This window comes from Pseudomonas sp. DVZ6, from assembly GCF_024259445.1.
In the GTDB taxonomy this organism is placed as follows: Bacteria; Pseudomonadota; Gammaproteobacteria; order Pseudomonadales; family Pseudomonadaceae; genus Aquipseudomonas; species Aquipseudomonas peradeniyensis.
The window spans coordinates 130,896-152,043 of the sequence record NZ_JANCLM010000006.1; the positions used below are offsets into that span (position 1 = coordinate 130,896).

Here is a 21,148-nt window from a genome sequence, read left to right on the forward strand (position 1 = left end):
GGGACTTACTCCTTGGCCGCCAGGTTCACTTCACGGTTGCTGCGGTCCACAGGCCGCACCTGTTGTCCCTCGCGCAGCACATGGCCGCCCGCGGCGACCACCCAATCGCCGGCCTGCAGCCCTTCGAGCACCGGCACACTGTCGGCGCCATAGGCGCCAAGGCGCACCTGCGCGCGCTCCAGGCGGTTGTGCTTGCCGACCTTCCAGACATAGGCCTGGCCGGCCTCGGCGGTCACCGCCGAGAGCGGCACCGCCAGCGGCGAGCGTTCGGCATGGTCGATGAACACCCGGGCGCTCTGGCCGAGCTCGGCCGGCGTGTCGTTGGAGGTGAAGGCGATGCGTGCGGCAAAGGTCCGCGAACGCGGGTCCGCCGCCGGGGAAAGCTCGCGAATGCGGCCCTCGAAGCGTCGGTTCGGGTGCGACCACAGCTCCACGCTCACCGTCTGGCCGACGGCGAAGCGGGCGAACTGCTGCTCCGGCAGGCCGATGACCACTTCGCGCTCACCGTCGGCGGCGAGGGTGAACACGGTCTGCCCGGCGGCCACCACCTGGCCCACCTCGACCTGGCGCTTGGCGATCACCCCGGCCTGGGGCGCGCGCAGCACCGCGTACTCAGCCTGGTTGCCGGCCACCTCGAACTCGGCCTTGGCCTGTTTCAGGCGCGCCTGGCCGGCGCGGTAGAGGTTCTCGGCGTTATCGAACTGGGAGCGGCTGACCATCTGCCGGTCCAGCAGTTTCTGGTAGCGGTCGCGCTCGGCGCGCACCAGCGCCAGGTTGGCCTCGGCCGCCGCCAGCTGGGCGCGGTTGGCCTCCAGTTGCAGGCGCACGTCCTGGGGATCGAGTTCGGCCAGCGGCTGCTCGGTCTTGACCCGCTGCCCCTCCTCCACCAGGCGCTTGCTGACCTTGCCACCGATGCGGAACGCAAGTTCAGGCTCGAAGCGCGCGCGCACCTCGCCCGGATAGCTGTCGGCCGAAGCCTGCGCGGGTTGCGGCTGGACCACCAGCGCCGGCCGCGGCGCGGCAGGTGGCGCGGCCTCCTGGCCGCAGGCGGAAAGCAGGAGCACGGCGGCTGCCGGCAGGGCGAGGGACAACGCACGACGCAACATGATGAATGACCTTTGGCAGAGGGTGCATCGAATATTTATACTGGCGAGTATATTAAGTCAGCGAACCTTGCCGGGGAAGCGGGCGTTTCAGAGAAAACTCATATTTGCGTTGGGACGTATGCTGCAGCCGACGGCTTCACGACCCGGTAAGATGTGCCCCTTTCACACTGAATGCGGTCCCTCATGTCCAACGACGCACCCATCGGCCCAGGCCGGCCCAAGGACCTTGCCAAACGAGAGGCCATCCTCGAAGCCGCCAAGCACCTGTTCCTCAGCCTTGGCTATGCCAACACCAGCATGGATGCGGTCGCTGCGGCGGCAGGTGTTTCAAAGCTCACCGTCTACAGCCATTTCACCGACAAGCAGACGCTGTTTGGCGCGGCGGTCATGTCCACCTGCCAGAACCAGTTGCCTGACTTGATGTTCGAGTATCCGGAAGGGGTGGCGGTGGAGGATGTGCTGCTGAACATTGCCCGTGGGTTCCAGGCGCTGATCAGCAGTGACGAGGCGGTCAAGCTGAGTCGCCTGATCTTTGCCCTCGGGAGCCAGGATCCGGGGTTTGGGCAGTACTTCTACGAGGCGGGGCCGAAGCGGGTGATGGCCGGGATGGCGGCGCTGCTGCACTGTGTCGACCAGCGGGGGTTGCTGCGGATCGACAACCCGTTGCGGGCGGCGGAGCATTTCTTCTGCCTGGTCAAGGGGGCGCCGGATTATAGGTTGTTGCTGGGGTGTGCGCAGGCGCTGAGTGGGGATGAGGCTGAGGCGCATGTGCGGGAGGCTGTTGGGGTTTTTGTTCGGGCTTTTCGGGGGTAGATCGGGATCGGGTTCGGATTCGGGTTCGGGGGTGATTGTTTTGATTTTTGCATGCTCATTCGTAGGCGATGTCGACATTTAGTCACCTTTTCGCCTTTACGGCGACCTACTTTTCTCTAGGGAAAAGTAGGCAAAACCGTTCCGCTCCGTTCATCCGGCCCCTACGCTGCGCTCCGGGGTCCCCTCGCTCCGTTCTTGCTCCCGGGAGGACCGCGCTGAACGCCCCATCCTGGGGCGCAGCGCTTGACGGCCATCCATGGCCGTCACCTCCCTCCGCAAGAACTCCGCTCGGCCTCCTGAAGTCGCAATTGGTGGCGCCTGGACTATTGCGCGCTTAGAAGCAAGAGCAAGAAATGCGAAATTATTTGTTTGACAGTTAATTATGTATTGGCTGTTCCGGCCCATTCGCGGGGCAAGCCCGCTCCTACAGGGTTATATATAACGGCGACTGTCGTGTAGGAGCGGGCTTGCCCCGCGATGCGATCGAGAGATTAATTAAATTTCAACTAGCGACAGCTGCGCTAGTTCAGGCGCCGCCCGTAACTTCGCGACTTCAGGAGGCCGAACGCAGGCCTTGCGAAGGGAGGTGACGGGCATGGATGCCCGTCAAGCGCTGGGGCCCAGGATGGGCCCTGCAGCGCGGCCCTCCCGGGAGCAAGGCCGGAGTGAGGGAACCCGGAGCGAAGCGCAGGGCCGGATGAATGGAGCGCCACGGCTTTGGTTACTTTGGCCACGACCAAAGTAACCCGCCGTAAGGGCGGAAAGGTGAATAAGCGTCGACATCGCAAATGAATGCGCCTACAACTTCAAAAACAAACACCCCAACCAACTAACCAACAATCAAGCCTTCAAAGCCTTCTTGGGATATATATCGTACCGACTCGACTTCCCCTCCAGACTATGACTCGGCTTGGCCCCCTCGATGACAGGCGCCTTGCGCGGCCGCTTGACCACCACCCGATGCGTGGCGAGCGCCAAAGCCGCCTCGAGCAACGCCGGCGCATCCAGGTCATCACCAACCAAAGGCCGAAACACCCGCATCTCTTTCTTCACCAACGCGCTCTTGTCCCGATGCGGAAACATCGGATCCAGGTAGATCACCTGCGGCGCCTCCCCCTCCCAAGCCCGCATCCGCTCGATGGCATTGCCCGTCAGCAACCGCATGCGCGCAACGATCGGTCCGATCTCCTCGTCCCCACGCGCCCGCGCCAGACCATCCTCCAGCAGCGCAGCGATCAACGGCTGACGCTCGATCAGGGTCATCTGGCAACCCAGGCTGGCCAGCACAAACGCATCCTTGCCCAGCCCCGCCGTGGCATCGAGCACCTGCGGCCGCACGCCCTGGGCGATGCCCACGGCCTTGGCGATCATCTGCCCGTTGCCACCCCCATACAACCGCCGGTGCGCCGCCTGCCCCTCGACGAAATCCACCCGCACCGGCCCCGGCGCCTGCGGCCCGAGCTGCTGGATCTGCAGCCCCTCGCCCCCCAGCTGCACGGCGAATTCCGCGGTTTCATCGACCAACGGCAAGCCCAGCCGCTCGGCCCATGCCTCGGCCTGCGCCTGGAACTGCGGGGCCAGTGCCTCGACCCTGATACCTGCGCCCTGCTGTTGCTCTACCATCCGTTCCCGTACTCGAAATAAATTAATGAAACCCCGGCCAGAGCCGATACAGGCAATATCCCGCTATTCTGCCAGAGCTCAACGTCCGCGACTGCCATGTCAGACACTCTTCCCATCGGCTTGACCTACTTGTCGCCTGTCGGCAACTACGGTCGACAGAATACCCAGGCACTGGGTGGCGTCAGCCACCTGTGGCAGGATTTCTTCGCCCAGGCCATGGCAGAGCAATCGCAAGGCGAAGTCGACACCTTCAGCCAGGCGCTGATGCAGTGCGACCAGGACAGCGGCGAACCGGTCGGCGGCGCCCGCGCCCTGGCCCTGATCGATGCCCAGCGCACCCTGCCTGTTCACGACACCGAAGTGGCTCCGCCTGAGCCGCTGTTCCTGCCCAAGGCAGAACTGGAAGCCAAGCTGCTGCCGCCCGCCCCCGAACCCTTCGACACCGTCGAACTGATCGAGCAACAGCGCCAGCTCGATATCAGCAACAGCTGGCTGCGCCCTGTGGTCATGAGCCAGGGCCACCCCACCGCCGAGCCCGGCCCCGGCCCATCGCCACGGCCGCTGTTCCTGCCGATCGCCGAGTTCGAGACCAACCTGCTCGACCCTGCGCCCGAACCCTTCGACGAGCAGACGCTGGCCAAGCAACAGAACGACCTGGAGTTCGATATCCACTGGGCGCGCCCGGTGGTGCTGAACAACGTGCGCGTACACGCCTGAGTTCAACGGCAGATCTGCCAGAAACCCATGTCCAGGTGAAAGTGGTTGTGGTGCGCGGCGTTGTAGTTCGGCCCCAAAGCCGTGCTGAAGCTCTCGCAGGCCGCCGCCTGAACTTGCCGCAGGAAGTCAGCCTTGAGGCCCTCTCCCCGCCAGTCCTGAGCCAGTACGATGCGCTGGCCATCCTTCAGGCGAAAACCGCTGATATCCAGCGCATTGGCCGTGGCATGCTGGCTGAGCCGGCCTTGCTTGCGGTGGTAGACATTGCGGCAGGCGAAACTGCCCAGATGATCGACCTGGACCACCGGCTGACCGAACACCCGCTGCGCCGCCGGCTGCAATCCATGCACTTCGAACAGCGCATAGGCCACCGCCAGAGGACAACTGGCGAGGAAACTGCTGCTCAAGCGCGCCTGCCCACCTTCAACCCGCCAGACGTTGCGCAACGGGCAAGCGGCCTGCGGCGGGCTGTCACTCTGCGGTCGATACCGCAGCGGGGTGGTCTGCAACGCCTGGCGGCATAGCTCGGGATCGTCGCGCAGGCGCGACAGCTTGTAGGGCGTCAGCAGATTCGGAGGATGCCGCACATCCAGGGCAGCCCAGGGGTTCCAGGCATCCGGTAGACGCCAGCCCGACAACCAGGCGAGCAGCACAACCAGCAACAGGCCGCCCAGCAGGGTGAACATTCTGCGCATGCGACCTCAGCGACGGAACAGATCGTTGAGCTGGGCAAAAGGCAGGGCCTGCTCGCCATAGCCGAAGGTGCCCAGCTCGCGGATCTCCAGCGCAGCCCGCTGGAAAGCGCCCAACGCCGCCCGCGCCAGCGAGGAGCCGACACTGATGCGCTTCACCCCCAGGTCCTGCAACTGGTTCACACTCAAGGGCACGCCTGCCATGCCCATCAACACATTCACAGGCCTGGGGGCCACGGCCTGCACCACCGCGCGGATCTCATCGACACTGCGCAGACCGGGCGCGTACAGCACATCCGCTCCGGCCTCGGCATAGGCCTGCAACCGGCGGATGGTGTCGTCCAGGTCGAGGCGCCCGTGCAGCAGGTTCTCGGCGCGGGCACAGAGGGTGAAGGGGAAGGCCAGGCTGCGGGCGGCCGTAACGGCGGCACGCACCCGTGCCACGGAGTGTTCGAAATCGTAGATCGGCGCATCGTTGCGACCGCTGGCATCCTCGATCGAACCACCCACCAGCCCCGCCTCGGCAGCGCGCAGGATGGTCTGCGCGCAGTCTTCCGGCAGATCGCCGAAGCCGTTTTCCAGGTCCGCCGCCACCGGCAACGGCGTGGCATCGACGATGGCGCGGGCATTGTCGAGGGTCTCCTCGAGCGTCAGCGCGCCTTCGGCATCCGGCCGTCCGAGGCTGAACGCCAACCCGGCACTGGTGGTGGCCAGCGCTTCGAAACCCAGGCTGGCCAGCAACCGTGCGGAGCCGCCATCCCACGGGTTGGGAATGACGAACGCGCCATCACGCTCATGCAGTGCCTTGAAGGCTTCGGCTCGCAGGGTTTGCACATCCATGGTTCAACCTCCGACAGTCAGATCACAGTAATCCCAGTTGTTCGACCTCAGGGGCGCGCGGCAATTCAGGCAGCGCCGCCAAGCCTGGCAACAGGGTCATCAGGCGCTGGTGAAAACGCTGCGCCAGTGCCGCAGCCAGGCGGTTGTCCGAGGTGTGCAGGAATACGTAGGGGCGGCGCCCCTCCTCAATCCAGGCGGCGACCTTGTCCACCCAGGGCGTGAGAAAGCGCTCATTGGCCTCGAGCTCGGGATGGCCGATGAAGCGCACCTGCGGGTGTTGGGTAAAGGCTGCCGGGCGCGGCGGTACCTTGGGCTTCTTGGCCTGGGCATGAAGCACGCCGGGCTCGCGCGAAGCGCAGCTGAACAGCGCACGCGGATCCAGGCAGATGCGTTCGACACTACGCTCATGCAACAGCCGGTTGAGCTGGCGCTCCTCCTCGCCACGGGCGAAGAATGCGTCGTTGCGCACCTCCACCGCCACCGGCACGCCGATCTCATCGAGAAAGTGCGCAAGCTCGCCCAGGCGCGCCGGGCCGAACATCGCCGGCAATTGCAGCCAGTAAGGCGACACGCGCTCGCCCAAGGGGGCCATCAGTCGGGTGAAGTCCAGCGCCGAGTCGAGCTGTTCGCGCAGGTCGCCCGCGTGGCTGACATCCCCGGGAAACTTGGCGGTGAAGCGAAACCCCGCCGGCATGATCTGCGCCCAACGCTCGACCGTCGCTGGCGCGGGACGGGCATAGAACGTGGTGTTGCCTTCGACGGCGTTGAATACCTGGCTGTACAGCCCGAGGAATTCGCTGGTGCGAGCGTCGGCGGGGTACAGGTACTCGCGCCAGGCGTTTTCAGCCCAGGACGGGCAACCGAGGAAATAAGGGCGGGGTGATGGCGTCATCCATCAAATGTACAGGTCCAGCCCCAGTACTTCCATCTCCCAGTCGGTGAAGCCGGCAGTGGTCAGGTAGCTGGCCAGGGCCGTGGAGGTACGCCGGTCGCGGGCGCGGGGGTAGATCAGGTCCTGCTGGCGGGCCGGCAGGTTCTCGCCGCGACGGCTGGCACGGCTGACCTGTGCGTCGATGTCCTCGATGATCTCGGCATCGGCTTCGTCGATGGCTTCGTCACGCGCTGGCGCCTTGCGAGGCGTACGCTTGATGGGGTAGCTCTGTGAGGAGAAGCCGTCGATACGCATGACAGGGGCACTCAGGATCAATGATGGCAATTTAGCAGCATCAGGAATCCTTCGCTAATGCCCGAACTGATAACTGGACCACAGAACACGCAAAAGGTTTTATCGTGAACGGCGATAGCCGACGAACTGCATTCAACGCGCCTTGGGCGTAGCCACATTATCGCGCAGGTAGACCGGTTGCGCCTGCTCGGCGGCGACCGCCTCGCCCCGGGCCCAGGCGAAGCCGGCCAGGGCAAGGATGTCCAGGGCGCTGGGCAAGGCAACGGCGTCGCTCGCCGCGACCTGCACCGCCAGGCGCTCGGCGTAGCCCCAGCCGGTACCGGCGCCGAACCACTCGCCATCCAAGTCTTGCGGCAGCGCTACCCGCTCGGGTGGCAGGACCATTTCCTGACCGATCAGGCGCATCTCCCCCTGCTCGGCGCGGTAGCAACCCCAGTACACCTCGTCCATGCGCGCATCGATGGCCGCGGCCACCTGCTGCACGCCTCGCTCGCGCAGCGCGCCCTGGGCCAGGGCCGCCAGGTTGGATACCGGCAGCACCGGACGCTCGAGGGCAAAAGCCAGCCCCTGGACCACGCCGATGGCGATACGCACGCCGGTGAAGGCGCCCGGGCCGCGACCGAAGGCGATGGCGTCCAGCGCGCTCAGCGCCACACCCGAGTCGGCCAGCAGCTGCTTGATCATCGGCAACAGCTTCTGCGCGTGCAGGCGTGGGGCCACCTCGTAGTGGCTGGTCACCTTGCCGTCGTGCAGCAGGGCGACGGAACAGGCTTCGGTGGCGGTATCCAGGGCCAGCAAGGTGGTCATCGAACGAGGTATCCAGGCGACAGGGGAAAAAGAGCGGCAGTATAAACGACAACGGCCCGCAAGCGGGCCGTTGTCGGACAAGGTCGACGGATCAGCTCAGGGCTGCCAGTACCTTGGCGGTGATCGACTCGACCGAGCCGACACCTTCGATGTGGCTGTACTTCGGCTTGCCGGCGTTGGCGGCCGACAGCTTCTGGTAGAAGTCCACCAGCGGCTTGGTCTGGCTGTGGTAGACCGACAGGCGGTGACGCACGGTTTCTTCCTTGTCGTCGTCGCGCTGGATCAGGTCTTCGCCGGTAACGTCATCCTTGCCTTCCACCTTCGGCGGGTTGTACTGGATGTGGTAGGTGCGACCCGAGGCCAGGTGCACGCGGCGACCGGCCATGCGGCCGACGATCTCTTCGTCGTCCACGGCGATCTCGACCACGGCGTCGATGTCGACACCGGCAGCGACCATGGCTTCAGCTTGCGGGATGGTACGCGGGAAGCCGTCGAACAGGCAGCCGTTGGCGCAGTCCGGTTGAGCGATGCGCTCCTTGACCAGGCTGATGATCAGCTCGTCGGAGACCAGCTGGCCGGCATCCATGACCTTTTTCAGCTCCAGGCCCAGCGGGGTGCCGGCCTTGACGGCGGCACGCAGCATGTCACCGGTGGAGATCTGCGGAATACCGAACTTCTCGGTGATGAACTTTGCCTGAGTACCTTTACCGGCCCCGGGAGCTCCCAGCAGAATTACGCGCATCTTGTGCTCCTCATATTTTTCTTTGCAAATCAACGGATTCGGCGCACAAGGCCAACTCCGGAAAATCGGACGAGACCGTAAAATCGGTCAAAAGGCTGCTCAAGATACACAGCGCCCGCCCCCCCGACAAGCGTCCAAAAGTGCCAGGAACGGGCCGCCCGCCGCTGGCCGGGGCACTGGTTGCGCCCGGCGCAACCGGCCATCGGGGGTTGGGTCGAGGCCAGCCCGGCTAATGACCACGACCGGCCTCGAACAACCTCAGCCGGTGTTGCGCAAACCTGCCGCGATCCCCGCCACGGTCACCAGCAAGGCCTGCTCCAACGGGCTGTCCAGAGCGGCTTCACGGCTGCGCGAGCGTGCCAGCAACTCGGCCTGCAGGCGGTGCAGCGGGTCCAGGTAGGTGTTGCGCAGACGGATGAATTCCAGGGTTTCCGGGCTGTGCGCCAGTAGCACCGGCTGCCCGGTCAGGCCCAGTACCACCTGGCACGACTGCGACAATAGGTCGCGCAGGTGCGCGCCCAACGGCAGCAGTTCGGGTTGCACCAGACGTTCGTCGTAGGCCTCGGCGATTTGTGCATCGGCCTTGGCCAGGACCATCTCCAGCATGTCGATGCGGGTGCGGAAGAACGGCCATTGCTCGCGCATCTGCGCCAGCAGCGCCCCCTGCCCGCGTGCCAGGGCATTGTTCAGCGCCGTTTCCCAGCCCAGCCAGGCCGGCAGCATCAGCCTTGTCTGGGTCCAGCCGAAGATCCACGGGATCGCCCGCAGGCTCTCGATGCCCCCGGCGCGGCGCTTGGCCGGCCGGCTGCCCAGCGGCAGACGGCCGAGCTCCTGCTCGGGGGTGGACTGGCGGAAGTACTCGACGAAGTCCGGGTTCTCGCGCACCACGCCGCGGTAGGCCTTGACGCCATCGGCGGCCAGCTGGTCCATCAATGCGCGCCAGGCCGGCTCCGGCGGTGGCGGCGGCAGCAGGGTCGCCTCCAGCACGGCGGCCAGGTAGAGGTTGAGGTTCTGCTCGGCAATGCCAGGCAAGCCGAACTTGAAGCGGATCATCTCGCCCTGCTCGGTGGTGCGGAAACGTCCGCCCACCGAGCCCGGTGGCTGCGACAGGATCGCCGCGTGGGCCGGACCGCCACCGCGCCCGACCGTGCCGCCCCGGCCATGGAACAGCAGCAGCTCGACCTGATGCTCGCGACAGATGCGCACCAGGTTCTCCTGGGCGCGGTACTGGGCCCAGGCCGCCGCGGTGGTGCCGGCGTCCTTGGCCGAGTCGGAATAGCCGATCATCACCTCCTGTGGCCCCTGCAGGCCTGCGCGATAACCCGGCAAACCGAGCAGGCGCTCCATCACCGGGCCCGCGTTGTCCAGGTCAGCCAGGGTCTCGAACAGCGGCACCACGCGCATCGACCGGGTCAGCCCGGCCTCCTTCAGCAGCAACTGCACCGCCAGCACATCGGAGGCCGCGCCGGCCATGGAGATCACGTACGACCCCAGCGACGCCGCAGGCGCGGCGGCGATCTCGCGGCAGGTGGCGAGCACCTCGGCCGTCTCGGCCTGGGGCTGGAAGTGCGCCGGCAACAGCGGGCGACGGTTTTTCAGCTCAGCCTGAAGGAACGTGATGCGTCGCTCCTCGTCCCACTCGGCATAGCGACCGAGGCCGAGGTAGTCGGTGATTTCCGACAGCGCGTCACGGTGACGGGCGGCATCCTGACGCACGTCCAGGCGCACCAGGAACAGGCCGAAGGTCACCGCCCGACGCAGGCAGTCGAGCAACGGGCCGTCGGCGATCACACCCATGCCGCATTCATGCAGCGACTGGTAGGCCAGCTCCAGCGGCGCGATCAGCTCGCGATTGTCCACCAGCACCGCGGCGCTGGCCGGCTGCGTGCTCGTCAGCGAGGCATGGGCCCAGGCGCGGGTGGCGCGCAGGCGGTCGCGCAGTTGCTTGAGCAGGGCGCGATAAGGCTCGGCGCTGTCGCCGACCTTGTCTTTCAGGGCGGCGCTGGCCTGCTGCATGGACAGTTCGGCGGCCAGGCCGTCGATATCGCGCAAGAACAGGTCGGCGGCCATCCAGCGCGCCAGCAGCAGGACTTCGCGGGTGACCGCCGCCGTGACATTGGGGTTGCCGTCGCGGTCACCGCCCATCCAGGAGGCGAAGCGCACTGGCGCCGACTCCAGCGGCAGGCGCAGCCCGGTGGCCTCGAACAAGGCCGCGTCGACCTTGCGCAGGTGGTTGGGGATCGCCTGCCACAACGAGTGCTCAATGACCGCGAAGCCCCACTTGGCTTCATCCACCGGGGTCGGCCGGGTGCGACGGATCTCCTCGGTGTGCCACGCTTCGGCGATCAGGCGGCGCAAGCGTTCGCGCACCTGCTGGCGCTCGCCGGGAACGAGGTCACGGTGGTCCTGCGCGGCCAGTTGCGCGGCGATGGCGTCGTACTTCTGGATCAGGGTGCGGCGGGCTACCTCGGTGGGATGGGCGGTAAGCACCAGCTCGATGTTCAACCTGGCCAGTTGCCGGGCCAGCTCATCGTTGCCGTGGCCCGCCGTCTTCAGCCGCGCCAGCAGTTCCGGCAGCACCCGCGCCTCGAAGGGCTCGGGCTGGTCGGCGTCGCGACGCCGGATCAGCTGGTACTGCTCGGCGATGTTGGCCAGGTTGAGAAACTGGTTGAACGCCCGCGCCACCGGCAGCAGGTCCTCCTCGGCCAGGTCACCCAGGGTCGAGCTCAGTCGCTCGCCCTGCCCGCGCCGGTCGGCCTTGGCACTGTGGCGGATGTCCTCGATCTTCTGCAGGAACGCCTCGCCATGCTGCTGGCGGATGGTCTCGCCCAGCAGTTCTCCCAAAAGGTGCACATCCTCGCGCAAGCGCAGATCGATATCACTCATCAGCCTTCTCCACTCCAGGAAACCGCATGCGCCCAAGAGTGCCCACTCGTGCCTGCGCCTGGCAAGCCAGAAGCGGCCAGAGCAACTAAAGTGAACACAGGACATCCGAAGCAATGCCATTACCAGGCTTTGACAGAGGTCATCATGAAAATTCGCCAACTCGCCCAGCACTGGGAACAGAACGCCGCCGGCCGCCTGAGCCCCACCGGCCATGTCCTGCACCTGGACATGGAAGCCGAAGCGCGCCTGGCCGCGCTGATCGACATGTACCCCAAGCGCAGCCCAGAGGAACTGCTGGGCGAACTGGTGGCGGCGGCGCTCGAGGAACTGGAGGCCAGCTTCCCCTACATCAAGGGCCAGCAGGTGATCGCCACCGACGAGGAAGGCGACCCGCTGTACGAGGACATCGGCCCGACGCCGCGCTTCCTGGCCCTCTCCCGGCGCCACCTGCAGGCCCTTGGCCGGGTGCGGGAAGAGCAGTCGCACTGAGCCTTTCCGGGTGCCGGGCAAGACCCGGCATACCGTCATCCACAGCGGAAGTTCCATGGAAATTCCGCTGACTGATTAGTCAGAAAAAAATACCTTTAGCGTGCAAATTTTTCTGAACTATTCAAAAAACGCCTCGGTCACAGCCAATAGCCATCACGGCAAAACCCTGTAAACACGGGCCTTTGCGCCCGACGCTGGCCACAGGGGAACAGCGATAGCCACCACGTGGCATCGTCGTTTAACAGGAGTGACCCAATGGAGTTGACCACCATGAAGACCCGCATCGCACAACCTTCCTCCACTCACCTGCGCGGGCTCAAGCTGGCCGCGCTGGCCCTGGGCAGCAGCCTGGTGCTGGCCGGCTGCGCGGGCAAACCGCCGACTGAGCAATACGCCGTGACCCAATCGGCAGTCAACTCGGCGGTCAGTGCCGGTGGCACCGAGTTCGCCGCAGTGGAAATGAAGGCTGCCCAGGACAAGTTCAAGAAGGCCGAGATCGCCATGCACGACAAGCAGTACGACCAGGCCAAGCTGCTGGCCGAACAAGCTGAGTGGGACGCCCGCGTCGCCGAGCGCAAGGCCCAGGCGGCCAAGGCCCAGAAGGCCGTGCAGGATGCCCGCCAGGGTATCAACGATGTACGCGAGGAAGGCCTGCGCAGCGCCGAATGAGCCCTGCCCTGCCTCATGAGCCTTCGTTAACGATCAAAGGATGAACACTATGCGCAACTACGTCATGATTCCCGCCCTGCTGGCCCTGAGCGTGGGCCTCGCCGCCTGCTCCCACGACCCGAACGCCAACCTGGAGTCGGCCCGCACCAACTTCTCCGCCCTGCAGAGCGACCCGCAATCGAGCAAGGTGGCCGCACTCGAGACCAAGGACGCCCAGGACTGGTTGAACAAGGCCGACAAGGCCTACATGGAGCGCGAAGACTCGAAGAAAGTCGACCAGCTCGCCTACCTGACCAACCAGCGTGTCGAAGTGGCCAAGCAGACCATCGCCCTGCGCGGCGCCGAGGCCGAACTCAAGAACGCCGCCGCCCAGCGCGCCCAGGCCAAGCTGGACGCCCGCGACGCGCAGATCAAGAAGCTGCAGGACAGCCTGAACGCCAAGCAGACCGACCGTGGCACCCTGGTGACCTTCGGTGACGTGCTGTTCGACTTCAACAAGGCCGTGCTCAAGAGCAGCGCCTACCCCAACGTCACCAAGCTGGCCCAGTTCCTCCAGGAGAACCCTGAGCGCAAGGTGATCGTCGAGGGCTACACCGACAGTGTCGGCTCGGCCAACTACAACCAGACCCTGTCCGAGCGCCGCGCCGCCGCCGTGCGCATGGCACTGGTGCGTGCCGGCGTGGATCCCGCGCGCATCGTCGCCCAGGGGTACGGCAAGGAGTACCCGGTGGCCGACAACAGCAGCAACTCGGGCCGCGCGCAGAACCGTCGGGTGGAGGTGACCATCTCCAACGACAACCAGCCGGTGGCGCCGCGGGCGGTGAGCCAAGTCCAATGAGGGCTGCTGTCTGAATGAAAGAACCCGCCTGATGGCGGGTTTTTTCATGCTTGACCTTCCGTCAAGAGCACCTTTGAAGACACCTTTAAAAGCACTAAACTGAGGCAACCATCCTTCTCGACAAATGGGTTGATACAACTATGACCTACCCTGTCCTCGCCGATCTGGCAGCATCCATCACCGACCTTAAGAAAGACCCAATGGGCACCATTCGCCAAGCGCACGGTGAAACCGTGGTGATCCTCAATCGGAACGAGCCCGCCTTCTACGCAGTACCACCAGAGCGCTACGAGGCGATGATGGATCTGATTGACGATATCCAACTGGCCGAGCTGGTACGCCAGCGACTTGGCGGGCCTACCGTGAGGGTGGATATCGATGAGCTCATCGCCGACGCAGAGCGCGACAGCAAGCTACAACCTTGAGTTTGATTCACGAGCGTACAAGGAGTACCGCAAGCTCGAACCCACATTGCGCCTGCAGCTTGCCAAGAAACTCAAGGCCCGGCTGGCTCGACCCAGGGTTGAAAAAGACCGGCTCAATAACATGGCTGATTGCTACAAGATCAAATTGAGATCAGCCGGCTACCGCTTGGTCTACCAGGTGATTGATCAGCGTGTGGTAGTGCTTGTCATCGCGATCGGCAAACGTGAAAGATGCGATGTCTATTCAGTCGCCAGCGCGCGATTGAACTGAATCGGGCCGCATTGCAGCAGCCCCATCATTCACTGCACCTGCTGCGGCGTCTCCTGCCCCATGCAGCGCACCGCGCGTTTGCGGTTGTCCACCAGCACCCCGGTCAGGCCCTTTTGCTCTGTATCGAACAGCACCAGCACGCCATCGATGCACTGTGCCACTTGCGGCGCCGGCGTCAGCGAGACCTTGTAGTCTTCCCCCGGAATGGTCTTGAGCATGGTGAAATCCTGCAACAACAGCGCATCCTCGGGCTTGGCGAAATGCAGGTAGCCGTAGTACCAGAGGGCTCCCACCGTCACGATGATGCTGCCGACGCCGGTCAGGATCAGCGGGATGGCGTTGCGTTCTTCACTCATTGCTTGTTCTTCTCGTCAGGGTAGTTGGGTACTTCGGCCAGGCGGCGCAGGCCGTTGAAATGGGTAGGGTCTTCCAGGAAGCGCAGCATCACCTGGCGCCAGGTCGGGTCGGCGAAGGTCTGCACATGGTCGCCCCGGGTAAGCTGCAGCACCCGCGGCGGCGGCGCCTGGCGGTACAGGCGCAGGCCGTTGTCCAACGGCACGAGGTTGTCGTCGATGCTGTGGAAGAACAGCTTCGGCGGGCTGTCCAGGCGGGCGATCGAGTTGATCGCGCTGTCGCCGTCCGGCACCAGCCACGACAGCGGCACCTGCAGCGGCCAGGTCATCCACGAAGTGCTCAGTGCATGACGCCCCACCGCCCGGTAGCTGGCCGGCACGCCATCGAACACCAGGGCGCTGAAGCGTCGGCGCTGCTCGGAGTGCTGGGCCAGGTAGTGGATGGCCATGGCCCCGCCGAGGCTCTGGCCCAGCAGCACCAGCGGCCTGCCCTTGGCTTGGGGCGCCTTGTCGAGCCAGTCCAGCGCCGCGCCGATGTCGCCATACACGTCAGGCAATGTCGGCTTGCCCTGGGACAGCCCATAGCCGCGATAGTCGATCATCAGCACCTGGTAGCCCTCTTTCGGCAACCAGTAGCTGCCGCCCAGGTGCCAGGCCAGGTTGCCGCCATTGCCATGCAGGTGCAGCACCGTGCCCTTGACCTCGACACCCTGCGGCACAGGCAGCCACCAGCCATGCAGACGCGTGCCGTCGGCGGCGTTGAGGGTCAGGTCCTGGTACTGCAGGCGGGCCATTTCCGGGGTGAACGGCTGGCCGGGCTCAGGGTAGAACAGCAGGCTGCTGCAGCCGCTCAACAGCAGCAACCCGAGGCCGAAGGCGAGGTGACGGCAGGCGTCAAAGAATGTTCGCGTAGTCGGCTTCAATACGGTCCAGGCTCAGGTGATTGAGGAAGTTGGAGAAGCACATCCAGGCCGACAGCGCGTTGAGGTCGCGGAACTGCTCGGGCAGGTACTTGGGCGGTTCGACCAGCCCTTCCTCGACCAGCTGGCGCAGCGTGCGCATGTCTTCCAGGGTGGTCTTGCCGCAGAACAGCAACGGGATCTGCTCGAGCTTGCCCTTCTTCACGGCCAACTGAATGTAGTTGTAAACCATGATGAAGCCCTTGAGGTAGGACAAGTCCTTGGTGAATGGCAGGCCATTGGGCACCGAACCACGGAACACCCGGCTGGCATTGCTGTAGCTCTGCCCCATCTCGAAGCCCTGGCCACGGAAAAACTCGAAGACCTGCAGGAAGTCGGCGCCCTCCTCCACCATGTGGATGGCACGGGTGCGGTTGGTGAGCTTGCGCAGGCGGCTGGGGTAGGAGGCGAAGGCGATCACCTCCATGAGGATGGCCAGGCCCTCCTGGGTCACCGTCGACGAGGGCGGGCCCTTGGCCAGGAAGGTGCAGATCGGCTGGTTCAGGCCGTTGAGGGTGGTGCCGACGTGCACCAGGCCTTCATGCACTTCCAGGGCGCGCACGTCGCGGCTGTTGAACATCGCGTCGGCGCGCACCTTGATGTAGTCGGCGCCGGCCGCGGCGTCAGCGACGATGCCGTCGGACTCGAACACGCGGATGGTCTCCTCGGCTTCGCCGAACACCTTGTTCAGGCGACGCTGGAGGATCGCCACCGCTTCCTTGGCCGTGAGGTTCTTCGGTTCGTCCTTCAGGTCGCCGCGACCGTCGATGTTGTTCAGGTAGTCCGAGAGCATCAGGCCCAGGTCGGCCAGGGTCGGATCACCGGCGTGGAAAGCATCGGAGGCGGCGCCGTAGAGCTCCTGGGAGATCAATCCGAAGTCCTCGGTGCCGCGTGCCTCGAGCATGCGCACCACCATGCGGTATTCCTTGCACATGCGCCGCATGATCTGCCCGACCGGGTTGAACTGGCCCAATTGCCGGGTGATGTCGCGCTCGATGCTCTGGAACTCGGCCTTCACCGCGCTGGAGTCGAACGACAGCGGGCGGCTCTGGTAGTAGGCACGGTCCACCGCCGGTGGCTCCTTGCCCTTGGCCTTGAGGAAGCCCTGGCGGATGCCGTCGTCCCATTTCACTGCGTCAAGCACGCGGATCGGGGTCTGGGTGGCGACGATGCGGTCGGACAACGTGCGTATGGTCTGCTGGTACTCGTCCACGCGGGACTCCTTAACGGTTCAAATACGTGCCAGACCTTTTCGCGGGTAAAACCGCTCCCACAGGTTCAGCACCGTCGGCAAAGCTGCGCAGTGCCTGTGGGAGCGGGTTTACCCGCGAAAAGGCACACACTGTCGCCACTATTTGCCAACACGCTGGAAGCGCGCCACCTCGACGAACAGATCGGAGTTGGCGGGATCGTCCAGGTACGCCAGCACCCGCTCGGTCGGACTGTCGATCAGCACGCCCTCGCCGTTATCTTCCGGCACTTCGGTATTGCGCCCGCTCAGTTCTTTCTTTGCGACGGCCTGCTGCACCTGCTCGACATCGAGGTTGTAGACCACCAGCTGCTTGCCGTCGATCACCTCGAAGCCACCGATCAGGAAGTTGCCGCCCAGGCGCTTGGGCACGCCGGCCGACAGGTACCAGCGGTTGCCGTGCCGGGCCACGGTGAACGCGTACTCCTCGGGCGCCTTGCCCTGGGCGCGGGCCACCGCCTTGTAGGTGTTGCCGCCGGCGCGGCTGATGCTCAGCTTCAGCGGCTGGCCCCAGGCGTCCTTGCTGCTCCACTGCCCGAGCAGGGTCTTAGGCGCCGGCTGGTTGGCCGGCAGCGGCTCGTCAAACGTCACCAGACAACCGCCCAGCAGGAGGAATGACAAGGTCAACAACACCACACGCCAGGCTTTCATCAGGTTCTCCTTGAAAAGTCGTTCGCCACTCAGGCCGAGGCCAGCACCATCTGCAGGTATCGGACAAGGATAGCGAGCATCTGCTCATCGGCCTGCGCATTCGCATCCTTGAGCAGGCCCTGATATTCCATCTGCTCGATTATCGCCGTCAACATCTGGGCATCCTGCTCGGGCTGGCGCGAGCCAACCACCTGCAGGATCTGCCGCGCGCCATGCAGCAGGATCTGCTCGTGGGCCTGCACCAGTTCGGCCAGGCGTGGGCACAGCAGCGCCTCCTGGCGAAAGGCTTGCTCGGCCATGAGGAAATCGCGGCGGTTGTTCAGTTGGCGCAGGACATAGTCGGCCAGCATGCGCGCCACTTCATCGGCCAGGTGCGCCCGGGCCTCGGGGGTGCCGTCGCCCTGGGCCAGCAACTGGCGCAGCACGCCTTCGGTGTTGGTCCACAGCTTGGCCATGTAGGCCGCGCTGCGTTCGACGTACTGGGCGAAGGTATCGGCCAGCAGGTCCTGGATGTCCTTGAAGTAGTAGGTGGTGGCCGACAACGGTACAGCGGCCTCGGCGGCCACGGCGCGGTGGCGCACGCCGCGCACGCCATCGCGCACGACGATGCGCATGGCAGCGTCGAGGATCTGCTGGCGGCGCTGTTCGCTGCCCTGGCGGGCGGTCTTGCGGCCCTGGTACTGCACGCTCTCGGCGACGGCGGTGGCGATGCCGGCGGCGCCCTGGTGGGGCATTGCGGGGGTCACTGGAGGTACCTCATGAACAGTGGGTTGCCGGTGCCGGCCTCTTCGCGGGTAAACCCGCTCCCACAGGTTATGTGCGACGCCCCTGTGGGAGCGGGTTTACCCGCGAAGGTGCCGGCACAAACAACATAGAGCTTCAGGCATGAAAAAGCCGCCTCGAAAGGCGGCTTGTTCAGATCGCTCAGGCCTGTGGGCGCATGTGCGGGAACAGGATCACATCACGGATCGACGGCGAGTTGGTCAGCAGCATCACCAGACGGTCGATACCGATGCCCTCACCAGCGGTCGGCGGCATGCCGTACTCCAGGGCACGAACGAAGTCGGCGTCATAGTGCATGGCCTCGTCGTCACCGGCGTCCTTCTCGGCCACCTGGGCCAGGAAGCGCTCGGCCTGGTCTTCGGCATCGTTGAGCTCGGAGTAGGCGTTGGCGATCTCGCGGCCACCGATGAACAGCTCGAAGCGGTCGGTCACGGCCGGGTTGTCGTCGTTGCGACGGGCCAGCGGCGAGACTTCGAACGGGTACTCGGTGATGAAGTGCGGCTGTTCCAGCTTGTGCTCGACCAGCTCTTCGAAAATCATCACCTGCAGCTTGCCCAGGCCTTCGTGGCCGAGCACCTTGGCGCCGGCTTTCTTGGCGATCTCGCGAGCACGGTCGACGTCCTGCAGGTCGGCGGCGGTGAGCTCCGGGTTGTACTTGAGGATCGAGTCGAACACCGACAGGCGCACGAACGGCTCGCCGAAGTGGAACACCTTGTCGCCGTACGGCACGTCGGTGCTGCCCAGTACCAGCTGCGCCAGCTCGCGGAACAGTTCCTCGGTGAGGTCCATGTTGTCGCGGTAGTCGGCGTAGGCCTGGTAGAACTCGAGCATGGTGAACTCGGGGTTATGACGAGTCGAAACGCCTTCGTTACGGAAGTTGCGGTTGATCTCGAACACCTTCTCGAAGCCACCGACCACCAGGCGCTTGAGGTACAGCTCCGGCGCAATGCGCAGGAACATGGCCATGTCCAGGGCGTTGTGGTGGGTTTCGAACGGCTTGGCCGCGGCGCCGCCTGGGATGGTCTGCAGCATCGGGGTTTCGACTTCGAGGAAGTCGCGCTCGATGAGGAACTTGCGGATGTGCGAGATCACCTGCGAACGCACACGGAAGGTGTGGCGGGTTTCCTCGTTGACCATCAGGTCGACGTAGCGCTGGCGGTAGCGCTGCTCGGTGTCGGTCAGGCCGTGGTGCTTGTCCGGCAGCGGGCGCAGCGACTTGGTCAGCAGGCGCACGTTGGTCATCTCGACGTACAGGTCGCCCTTGCCGGAACGGGCCAGGGTGCCTTCGGCGCTGATGATGTCGCCCAGGTCCCAGGTCTTGACCGCAGCCAGGGTTTCTTCTGGCAGGGTCTTGCGGTTGACGTAGACCTGGATGCGACCGGTCATGTCCTGGATGACCATGAACGAGCCACGGTTGAGCATGATGCGACCGGCGACCTTGACCGGAATGCCGGCTGCTTCCAGCTCTTCCTTGGTCTTGTCCGCGTACTGCTTCTGCAGATCGTTGCAGTAGCTGTCGCGGCGGAAGTCGTTGGGGAAGGCATTGCCCTTGGCGCGCTCGGCGGCAAGTTTTTCCTTGCGCAGGGCGATCAGGGCGTTTTCTTCCTGTTGCAGGTCTTGCGCTTCGGTCTTGAGGTCGCTCATGTCGTCATTCTTTCCATCAGGTGTTCGTTGCCCCTGTCGGGCAGGGCAGGCGATACCGGCCCGTCGGGCCTGGTATCGCGGCGGTGGTGTACGGGTTACAGGCCCTGCTTGAGGCTCGCTTCCAGGTATTCGTCGATATCACCGTCGAGCACCTTGTTGCAGTCGCTGCGCTCGACGCCGGTACGCAGGTCCTTGATGCGCGAGTCATCCAGTACGTAGGAGCGGATCTGGTGGCCCCAGCCGATGTCCGACTTGCTGTCTTCCAGGGCTTGCGAGGCGGCGTTGCGCTTTTGCATTTCCAGCTCGTACAACTTGGCCCGCAGCATTTTCATGGCGGTATCCTTGTTGGCGTGCTGCGAACGTTCGTTCTGGCAGGCCACCACGGTGTTGGTCGGTACGTGGGTGATACGTACGGCCGAGTCGGTGGTGTTGACGTGCTGACCACCGGCGCCCGAGGAGCGGTAGGTGTCGATGCGCAGGTCGGACGGGTTGATCTCGATCTCGACTTTGTCGTCGATCTCGGGCGAGACGAACACCGCCGAGAACGAGGTGTGGCGACGGGCCCCGGAGTCGAACGGGCTCTTGCGCACCAGGCGGTGCACGCCGATCTCGGTGCGCAGCCAGCCGAAGGCGTACTCGCCCTTGATGTGCACGGTGGCGCCCTTGATGCCGGCGACTTCGCCCTCGGACAGTTCGATGATGGTGGCGTCGAAACCACGCTTGTCGGCCCAACGCAGGTACATGCGCAGCAGGATGTTGGCCCAGTCCTGGGCCTCGGTGCCGCCGGAGCCGGCCTGGATGTCCAGGTAGGCGTTGTTCGGGTCCATCTCGCCGCTGAACATGCGACGGAACTCGAGCAGGGCGAGGGATTCCTCCAGCCCTTGCAGCTCGGTCACGACATCGCTGACGGCGCCTTCGTCACCTTCTTCGACGGCCATGTCGAGCAGGTCCTTGCAGTCGCCAAGGCCATTGGACAGTTTGTCGAGGGTTTCGACCACCTGCGCCAGCATGGCGCGCTCGCGGCCCAGGGCCTGGGCGTATTCGGGCTTGTTCCAGACGGCGGCGTCTTCCAGCTCGCGGTTTACTTCGACCAGACGATCATGTTTGTGATCGTAGTCAAAGATACCCCCGAATAGACTGGGAACGCTCGGTGAGGTCCTTGATGGTGTTCAGGATCGGTTGGATTTCCATGGGCGGGCAGCTCTCGTGCGAATTCGGTGAAAAGCCCGCGAGTATAACCGAGTCTGGGGGCTGGCGGCAGACCCGCCGGGCGGTCTGGGCGCAATCCCCATTACGCCCTATTTCCGGCGTTGCCGTTGCCGTTGCCGTTGCCGTTGCCGTTGCCGTTGCCGTTGCCGTTGCCGATCAGGAGTCTAGCCCCATAACCCGCTAGCGACAGCTGCGTCAT

General features: G+C 64.8%; 23 protein-coding genes. 7 read left to right on the forward strand and 16 right to left on the reverse strand.

Translation table 11 applies throughout. The features are described 5' to 3' along the window. Positions 1-5 precede the first annotated feature (5 nt). A complete protein-coding gene (locus NMG10_RS05570) occupies positions 6-1,106 on the reverse strand; it encodes an efflux RND transporter periplasmic adaptor subunit (protein ID WP_254463932.1) in 1,101 nt (366 codons plus the stop codon). A 171-nt stretch (positions 1,107-1,277) separates the two neighbouring features. Here NMG10_RS05570 and NMG10_RS05575 point away from each other — a divergent pair, with 171 nt between their 5' ends. Beyond that, positions 1,278-1,919, forward strand: a complete 642-nt coding sequence (locus tag NMG10_RS05575) for a TetR/AcrR family transcriptional regulator (RefSeq protein ID WP_084942489.1) — start codon at positions 1,278-1,280, stop codon at positions 1,917-1,919. 840 nt (positions 1,920-2,759) lie between these two features. Here the strand turns inward: NMG10_RS05575 and NMG10_RS05580 are convergent. After that, a complete protein-coding gene (locus NMG10_RS05580; RefSeq protein ID WP_254463933.1) occupies positions 2,760-3,542 on the reverse strand; it encodes a class I SAM-dependent methyltransferase in 783 nt (260 codons plus the stop codon). Between the two features lie 96 nt (positions 3,543-3,638). Between NMG10_RS05580 and NMG10_RS05585 the strand changes: the two genes are divergently transcribed. Continuing rightward, positions 3,639-4,259, forward strand: a complete 621-nt coding sequence (locus tag NMG10_RS05585) for an energy transducer TonB (protein WP_203651072.1) — start codon at positions 3,639-3,641, stop codon at positions 4,257-4,259. Positions 4,260-4,261: 2 nt separating this feature from the next. Here the strand turns inward: NMG10_RS05585 and NMG10_RS05590 are convergent, their stop codons facing one another. From NMG10_RS05590 to ppc, 7 genes are all read right to left on the reverse strand, one after another. Then, a complete protein-coding gene (locus NMG10_RS05590) occupies positions 4,262-4,951 on the reverse strand; it encodes an extensin family protein (RefSeq protein WP_254463934.1) in 690 nt (229 codons plus the stop codon). Between the two features lie 6 nt (positions 4,952-4,957). After that, complete coding sequence (locus NMG10_RS05595; RefSeq protein WP_254463935.1) at positions 4,958-5,788, reverse strand: oxaloacetate decarboxylase; 831 nt, start codon at positions 5,786-5,788, stop codon at positions 4,958-4,960. 22 nt (positions 5,789-5,810) lie between these two features. Further along, entirely contained in the window at positions 5,811-6,680 is an 870-nt protein-coding gene (locus NMG10_RS05600; protein WP_254463936.1) for a DUF72 domain-containing protein, read from the reverse strand. A 3-nt stretch (positions 6,681-6,683) separates the two neighbouring features. Next, positions 6,684-6,974, reverse strand: coding sequence for a hypothetical protein (locus tag NMG10_RS05605; protein WP_203651067.1), 291 nt, complete (start codon positions 6,972-6,974; stop codon positions 6,684-6,686). A 132-nt stretch (positions 6,975-7,106) separates the two neighbouring features. Next, complete coding sequence (gene tsaB, locus NMG10_RS05610) at positions 7,107-7,781, reverse strand: tRNA (adenosine(37)-N6)-threonylcarbamoyltransferase complex dimerization subunit type 1 TsaB (RefSeq protein ID WP_234562846.1); 675 nt, start codon at positions 7,779-7,781, stop codon at positions 7,107-7,109. A 91-nt stretch (positions 7,782-7,872) separates the two neighbouring features. After that, positions 7,873-8,523 (reverse strand): adenylate kinase, encoded by a 651-nt coding sequence (gene adk, locus NMG10_RS05615; RefSeq protein WP_028691565.1) that lies wholly within the window; start codon positions 8,521-8,523, stop codon positions 7,873-7,875. Positions 8,524-8,781: 258 nt separating this feature from the next. Beyond that, the gene (ppc, locus tag NMG10_RS05620) at positions 8,782-11,409 is read right to left on the reverse strand and encodes a phosphoenolpyruvate carboxylase (RefSeq protein ID WP_254463937.1); all 2,628 of its coding nucleotides are present in this window, start codon (positions 11,407-11,409) and stop codon (positions 8,782-8,784) included. Between the two features lie 144 nt (positions 11,410-11,553). On the opposite strand from ppc, the gene NMG10_RS05625 reads away from it, so the two are divergent. The 5 genes from NMG10_RS05625 (at position 11,554) to NMG10_RS05645 (ending at position 14,101) form a co-directional block, all read left to right on the forward strand. Further along, a complete protein-coding gene (locus tag NMG10_RS05625; RefSeq protein ID WP_050704382.1) occupies positions 11,554-11,898 on the forward strand; it encodes a hypothetical protein in 345 nt (114 codons plus the stop codon). Between the two features lie 255 nt (positions 11,899-12,153). After that, entirely contained in the window at positions 12,154-12,567 is a 414-nt protein-coding gene (locus tag NMG10_RS05630) for a DUF4398 domain-containing protein (RefSeq protein WP_028691568.1), read from the forward strand. A 49-nt stretch (positions 12,568-12,616) separates the two neighbouring features. Beyond that, positions 12,617-13,405, forward strand: coding sequence for an OmpA family protein (locus NMG10_RS05635; protein WP_254463938.1), 789 nt, complete (start codon positions 12,617-12,619; stop codon positions 13,403-13,405). Positions 13,406-13,545: 140 nt separating this feature from the next. Further along, positions 13,546-13,830 (forward strand): type II toxin-antitoxin system Phd/YefM family antitoxin, encoded by a 285-nt coding sequence (locus tag NMG10_RS05640; protein WP_186716353.1) that lies wholly within the window; start codon positions 13,546-13,548, stop codon positions 13,828-13,830. Next, positions 13,784-14,101 (forward strand): type II toxin-antitoxin system RelE/ParE family toxin, encoded by a 318-nt coding sequence (locus tag NMG10_RS05645; RefSeq protein WP_254463939.1) that lies wholly within the window; start codon positions 13,784-13,786, stop codon positions 14,099-14,101. Before NMG10_RS05640 ends, NMG10_RS05645 begins: the two co-directional genes overlap by 47 nt. 29 nt (positions 14,102-14,130) lie before the next feature. Here the strand turns inward: NMG10_RS05645 and NMG10_RS05650 are convergent, their stop codons facing one another. The 7 genes from NMG10_RS05650 to prfB form a co-directional block, all read right to left on the reverse strand. Beyond that, positions 14,131-14,457, reverse strand: a complete 327-nt coding sequence (locus tag NMG10_RS05650; protein WP_028691570.1) for a hypothetical protein — start codon at positions 14,455-14,457, stop codon at positions 14,131-14,133. Continuing rightward, positions 14,454-15,377, reverse strand: coding sequence for an alpha/beta hydrolase (locus NMG10_RS05655; protein WP_254463940.1), 924 nt, complete (start codon positions 15,375-15,377; stop codon positions 14,454-14,456). Before NMG10_RS05655 ends, NMG10_RS05650 begins: the two co-directional genes overlap by 4 nt. Beyond that, positions 15,349-16,626, reverse strand: a complete 1,278-nt coding sequence (locus tag NMG10_RS05660) for a flavohemoglobin expression-modulating QEGLA motif protein (protein WP_232857714.1) — start codon at positions 16,624-16,626, stop codon at positions 15,349-15,351. Before NMG10_RS05660 ends, NMG10_RS05655 begins: the two co-directional genes overlap by 29 nt. Before the next feature lie 138 nt (positions 16,627-16,764). Further along, complete coding sequence (locus NMG10_RS05665; protein WP_254463941.1) at positions 16,765-17,313, reverse strand: hypothetical protein; 549 nt, start codon at positions 17,311-17,313, stop codon at positions 16,765-16,767. A gap of 29 nt (positions 17,314-17,342) precedes the next feature. Then, complete coding sequence (locus NMG10_RS05670) at positions 17,343-18,047, reverse strand: TetR/AcrR family transcriptional regulator (RefSeq protein WP_062574968.1); 705 nt, start codon at positions 18,045-18,047, stop codon at positions 17,343-17,345. Between the two features lie 190 nt (positions 18,048-18,237). Then, positions 18,238-19,740, reverse strand: coding sequence for a lysine--tRNA ligase (gene lysS / locus NMG10_RS05675; RefSeq protein WP_254463942.1), 1,503 nt, complete (start codon positions 19,738-19,740; stop codon positions 18,238-18,240). 95 nt (positions 19,741-19,835) lie between these two features. After that, positions 19,836-20,931, reverse strand: a protein-coding gene (gene prfB / locus NMG10_RS05680) for a peptide chain release factor 2 (RefSeq protein WP_203651053.1) whose coding sequence is annotated in 2 segments (ribosomal slippage) — positions 19,836-20,858 and positions 20,860-20,931 — 1,095 coding nt in all. Because the reading frame shifts where the segments join, the coding sequence is not laid out codon by codon here. Positions 20,932-21,148 lie beyond the last annotated feature (217 nt).